The organism is Paenibacillus sp. J14 (assembly GCF_000518465.1).
GTDB lineage: Bacteria > Bacillota > Bacilli > Paenibacillales > Paenibacillaceae > Fontibacillus > Fontibacillus barengoltzii.
On sequence record NZ_JADQ01000096.1, the window covers coordinates 1 to 5,904 of the forward strand.

The following is a 5,904-nucleotide window of genomic DNA, read 5'->3' on the forward strand; positions in this document are numbered from 1 at the left end:
AATTTTGGGCGGAGGGATACTACGTAAGCACAGTGGGCTTGAATGAGGCCACTGTCGCAAAGTATATCCGCGAGCAGGAAGCACATGACCAGGCAATCGATAAACTGAGCGTCAAAGAGTATGAAGATCCATTTAGCAGAAACGGTAGCAAGAAAAAGTAAACCAGTTTAACTGGTAAGTGAAAGTGACAAAAACACTGAGCCTGAACAATTTTATTGTCAGGCTAGCGTCTTTAGGCGCAGTTTGGCAACAAGGGGTTATACCCCAAGAGCAAACCACCCGTTGGACGGGTGGTTATGATTAGTGCTGGCACGGAGAACCGCACCATAAGTTAAGGAGATGTGTTCTCTAAAATAGAAATAGCGGCAATCCTATAACGGGTTGGGGCAACACCGGTTATAACACTGCCGTCAACGGCAGAATATACGGCAACGGTTGCGTGGTCACCCGCGGATTCAGTGTTTAAGGCAAATACGGTTTATACGGCAACGATCGTGGTCTCACCAAGAGCCGGGTATACGTTAACAGGTGTTCCAGCAAACTTCTTCACGGTAGCTGGAGCAACAACGACAAATGAAGCCAATTCTGACACAATTACAGCGGTATTCCCGGCAACAGCATCTGAGACAGTTGGCGGGGGGGAAAGCGGAAGTGGTAGTGGCAGTGGCAGTGGAAGCGGAAGCCCAGCGTCTCCAAGTAGTACTACACCATTGACGACTCCGGCAGATCGAGAGCAAACGCCAACAAAACCAGAGCCAGAGCCCACAATTGATTTATTTAAAAGAAGCATTGTCAATGCAGCCGATTTAGTAAAAACGATCGCATCCAGAGCAGAAGATGCGAAGAAAGCAAACGTTACAATGGATTTTGTAGACATGCAGGGGCATTGGGCGGAGGAGACGATCAACACTTTCACCAAGTTGAAGCTGATCAATGGCTATGAAGATGGTTCGTTTAGACCCAACAATCCAATCACCCGCGCGGAGTTCGCAGTGATGCTGAATCGCGCGTTCCAAATCCAAGGCGGCAGCACAATGAGTCCGGTATTGAAGGACATAGGAGATTCCTGGGCTAAAGAAGATATTGAGATCCTAGTAGCGGCAGGGGTAATTAACGGCTACCCGGACGGTACGTTCAAGCCGAATCAGACGGTTACACGTGAAGAAATGGTGGTCATGCTGTCGCGGATCATGAACTTGGACAACTTGGAGAAAGATCAGACGAAAGGCCATTTCAATGATCTGAACGGTGCGTATGCAGCAGAGGAGATCCAAGCATCGGCTCAGGCAGGCATCGTTAGCGGTAAAGGGGATGGAAGCTTCAACCCTAAGAGTAATGCTACACGTGCTGAAGCGTTGCAGATTATCCTGAATGTGTTGAAGCTGAAGCCGGAGTTGAAGACATTGCTAGAATCACTTCGCTAGTATCCGTAAAGGACGCCGATTGGGGCGTCCTTTTTTCTTACTGTAGATGTTGCTGAAAACCGTATCATAAGTAGCGGCAAGTTGTCGGAATTGTCTGTACTGTTTAGTGTGCCTGGCTTAACCTAAATCTCAAAATCTGTGTTACCATGGTCGGTCAATTCAAACGGACCCGGTGTGACATCCGCCTCAGGTCTCTTGATCCCGAAAAAGTCGGAGTCGAAACGATATGGAGTGCCATCCGGTTCCTCATAGTTCATATCGGCGTGATACGTCTTGCCAAGCAGGTCGGTAGTAATCACCATAGGAGAGGCTCCCTGAAACAGATGGGGGTCGACCTGAATTTTCACCTTGCCGTGTTCAGGGTTAATCTCGACGTTTATGGCCTTCTGCACATAGATTTTCGCATTCGATTCATGAAGGCTGGGTACCGCATTGTTAAGATATACATTGCCCCCCATAGCTACCGGAAGAACTGCATTTCCTATAAAGAAATCGTTTGCTGCATCACCAAGTTCGGCAAGCTCTTCATTCGTGTATTCCCACCATTTTTTATCTTTGATATTAGGATGTTTATCGTACCCTCCGAGCCCCACAGCGTGCAAATAACAAATGGAATTGTCCGGAACGCCATCCATGACGGTCTTTCCGTCCGCTCCAACCTCATCCCTTGGTTTCAATGGCAGATGTTCAAAAAAGGTTATTGGAACAGGTTCCGTAAAAGCCTCGTTATTCCCCAAAAATATGTTGTTGTAGTATCTGTCATCTCCTCCAGTAATATTGGAGTATCCCGCCATTGCTGTTTCGTGAGGGAAGTGATACGGCGTAGTGCGGGTTATTTCAGAACGAACTACAAAATGACCTGCAAACAAATTATGGACAAATGCACCGCCCTGTGCCATATTTCTGAAATTCATAGGGGAGAGGAACAGATTATGATCGGCCAGATACGGACCATGGCAAACCTCAACGAAGAGATCTTCCGAAAGGTTGTCAAAAAATACATTCCGGCTGATGCGGGTGCCCTGTGCCTGCCAGTCAAGCCAAAGTGCACGGTAACAGCTATAGATGACATTTTCCCTAATTTGTGTATCTAGGGCAGCATGCAGTTTGATTCCAGCTACTTCGGCACCGTGTCTAATCCGTTTGTGATGAATATTGTAAATACGGTTCTGATAAATGTGGCTGAAGGCTGCTCCCATATGACCTACAATACCTGCCTGTTCGCAATCGTGAATCACATTGCCGCGAACGATGTGACTGCCCACGGTGTCCTTATGCCAGCCTGAGCGTAATGCCCGTAAAATCACCTCCTGCTCCCGTTGAGTACCGCCTTTACTGTGCTTCCCCGAAGTCTTCGCGTGACCTGTACCGATAGGAGTACCTAGACTGATTCCAACGCATTTGGATTCACTGATGATATTGTTTTCAATAATCCAACCCTTGCTCCAGTGAGGTCCAATCAAGCCTTCCTGGTAGTCTGTAGGTGGTGCCCATTGAGGAGAAGCTTGACGAAGTGTGAAACCGCTTACGGTTATATAGTTAAGCCCCGGTTTCTCAGGCCAGAAGCAATAAGGACGGACACTGATCTCCACGTTCTCCTTACGAGGATCTTTGCCGCCAAAATTGGCCCAGATCTTCGTTGTCACAGAACCAACTTCGGCATACCATTGTAACAGTGAGTCTTTGGGATATTTGGCTTCAGGCCACACTTCGGGATTGTAAACCTTATCGACACTATCACATTCATATAATGATTTGTGATCTAAATACACATCACCGAGATGAACCGGGAAGGCTCCGTCAAATAGCCAATCGCCGCTCAACTCTACTTCAAAGGGATTACGAACGGAAAACATGGAATTGGGCACTTCTGTGCTCCAAACGTTGTCTCGTTCAAACTTCCAGTCGGTAATCCGTTCAGCACCTGTAATGACGACTTCTCCGTCTCCTGCGGAACGATATATGATTCGATGCTCGGCTGTTCCTCCGTTAGCCGGATTCACCCATTCCCTGTATACTCCTGCATGAACAATAACCGTATCACCGGCCATGGCTAGAGCCGCAGCGCGTGAGATTGTACGAAAGGGGTGATCCGCTGTGCCCTTTGCTTGATCATCCCCATGTATGGATACATGATATTCCATAGAAATGCTCCTTCTTTCTATCGTATTCTCACTGTACCAATCCTTAACTTCATCCTAAATTATCATAATTGTACTATACCTTCATAATATTGGCACATAATTTAGCTCAGAGCGAACCATTTGTAAAAAGTAACGGCCCCTAATCGGATGCAAAGCATCGAAGATGAGGGGCCGTTTATTCATGCTGGGCGGTTACTCTACGCCGAGATACTTCTTATATTCAGAAACCAACGCTTCTTCTGATTTTCCAAATGCATTCTGAAAAGCCGCTGCAGGCTGAGCGCCCTTCGAGAATTCATTAAGCAGGTCCAGGTATTGCTCGTGGCTATAGTTTTGTTCGAGGAAGAATACCATGCTTTCAAACGAGAAATACTCGTCTGGATACGAGTTTAAGTGGGTAAACGACGTGATCTTGTTCCAATCGATAGGTGACCAACCTGAAGCGCTATTCCGTCTCTTGAGTTCGTTCTTGTAATAGGTAAGGTCACGCTTGTCGCCGGCGGGATCAGAGGAAGGACCGTACTGGGAATAGCCATTGATCTTCTTGGCAACGTAATCCGCTTGTCCTTCAAGCAACCAGCTCGTTCTGCCGCTTAGCGTAGATCCAAGCTTGTAGATATCCCATTTCTGATGCTGGTAAGCATGTGCCAGTTCATGCGCAAAGACAAACCGAACGCTTTCATCACCCGCCATATTATAGTTTTCTTCGACGGCAAGTTTTATGGCATTATGCTGTGGATTGTGGAACGATCCAGAGTCAATCTTAAAGATGCCGTCGCTGTCATGAATCCACACATCAACCTTTTTCTTCAAGGTATCCGATCCGAAAAATTGATCTTGCGCCTTTAAGATGTCCTCAGCCTCTGTGTAAAGATAATGGAACCTTTGGTCGGCCTTAGGTGTGAAATGAAGCATGAGATTCTTCGTTTCATAGGTGATCCAACCATCTTGAGCAGTGGCGGACGAAGAGGTTCCTTGATCCTTGAGCTGCTGTTCAAGCTCAGCGATTCGTTGCTCTGCTTCCTTAAGTTTCTCTGCATCGGTTGAGTTCGTGCTCGTTGCTTCCTGTGGGATCATTGAAATGGTGTTCGTGTTGCCGTTCCATTTGACGTTCTGATTCAAGGATTCTGCAACAAAACGAAGAGGTACGTAGGTTGTTCCGTTGTAAATAAATCCTTTATTATTTTCTGGTGCTTTCTTTTCAACGCCGTTGAAGAGGTACTTGATGTTACTGAAACTGACTTTGATGCTGGTTTCAGGACTAGAGGCGTAGGCTACACCCGTGGAAATTACTGCAAAAAGCGTGAAGGCAACGGTGATACGTGTTAATGATTGGTGTTTTTTCATGATGGCAGTCTCCTGAAGTCATATTCGGTAGATCGTTTTGCACATTGTTTCATTATTTACCGATATGACTGCGTGGTCAAGTCATAGATTGGGGAAGATACCCTTTTTTAGGTTGTTGCCATCCACAATGGGTCGCCCCCTAACCGGATCGGAAATCACCATAAGCAAAGGTTTACTTAATTTACTGTCTTATTGACAAAATCAATCTCAGTTCGGATCCCTTTGTGAGCGTCATTCCACAGACCCTTTGTCAGGCGAATGCGCAGCAGGCAGGTGTTAGGGTCTTCGTCGTTATTGGCTTCGTAATACCACTCAGCGAATATTTTGCGCAGCTTGGTCATCATCTCCGCGTTTTTCTCGTCACATACCCAGCCCAGATTTTCACCAATACCATCCGCCGTAAAGTTCTCGACGATGATACAAATGGCCACTTCGGGGTTTTGGGCAATCTGCTGCATTTTGTTTGAGGTCGCGTAGGTGACAATGTAGAACGAGCCGTTCTCATAATAGGCGTCTACAATACGGGCGGCGGGGCGGCTTCTGCCACCCGCACCCGGTTCCAGTGCGATGGTGGACAGGGAGATGAGGCAGTCCTTGTTACCTACTTGTTCTTCCAGCAACTTCATGGCTTCATCGTACTTGCTCATTCAATTACCTCCTCGTATAGTATCTTTAAAAAGCTCTTTTAGGTTCATTTCCATCCCCCCGGGGGATGGAAAACAGCCTCCAAATTTNCAGCTTGTTCTTTGAAAATTCNATCAGGGACTGGACTTTCCGGTATGCCTCTGGACAATGGAACGTAGGGTCCATTCGGGGAAATCCTTCTGCCTCCAGTAGCATCGTCTACTCCTTAAGTCTGTTTCTCCGGTACGCGTCTGAGCTTCTTACCCGCTGGCTGTTCCCTTCGGCATCCCATGCCCGGTTTTAGCAGATCCGGGGCAGCTCATGGCCCGAAGTGTGTCCTCATACGCGAGGGTGATAGATCTGCG

4 protein-coding genes and 1 pseudogene are annotated in these 5,904 nt (G+C 47.2%); 2 read left to right on the forward strand and 3 right to left on the reverse strand.

Annotated features, from left to right (window positions below; genetic code table 11):
* Positions 1-161: pseudogene (locus tag M891_RS24395) on the forward strand (IS200/IS605 family transposase); the annotation flags it as partial.
* Positions 162-458: 297 nt separating this feature from the next.
* Positions 459-1,424, forward strand: coding sequence for an S-layer homology domain-containing protein (locus M891_RS0121890; protein ID WP_232228400.1), 966 nt, complete (start codon positions 459-461; stop codon positions 1,422-1,424).
* Positions 1,425-1,546: 122 nt separating this feature from the next.
* Here M891_RS0121890 and M891_RS24400 read toward each other — a convergent pair whose 3' ends face one another.
* The 3 genes from M891_RS24400 to M891_RS0121905 all read right to left on the reverse strand — a co-directional run bounded on the left by M891_RS24400 (position 1,547) and on the right by M891_RS0121905 (position 5,562).
* Positions 1,547-3,568: a DUF1565 domain-containing protein gene (locus M891_RS24400; protein ID WP_051417174.1), complete on the reverse strand. Its 2,022-nt coding sequence runs from the start codon at positions 3,566-3,568 to the stop codon at positions 1,547-1,549.
* A 192-nt stretch (positions 3,569-3,760) separates the two neighbouring features.
* Positions 3,761-4,915, reverse strand: coding sequence for a stalk domain-containing protein (locus M891_RS0121900; RefSeq protein WP_028540272.1), 1,155 nt, complete (start codon positions 4,913-4,915; stop codon positions 3,761-3,763).
* Between the two features lie 176 nt (positions 4,916-5,091).
* The gene (locus M891_RS0121905; RefSeq protein ID WP_028540273.1) at positions 5,092-5,562 is read right to left on the reverse strand and encodes a pyridoxamine 5'-phosphate oxidase family protein; all 471 of its coding nucleotides are present in this window, start codon (positions 5,560-5,562) and stop codon (positions 5,092-5,094) included.
* Positions 5,563-5,904 lie beyond the last annotated feature (342 nt).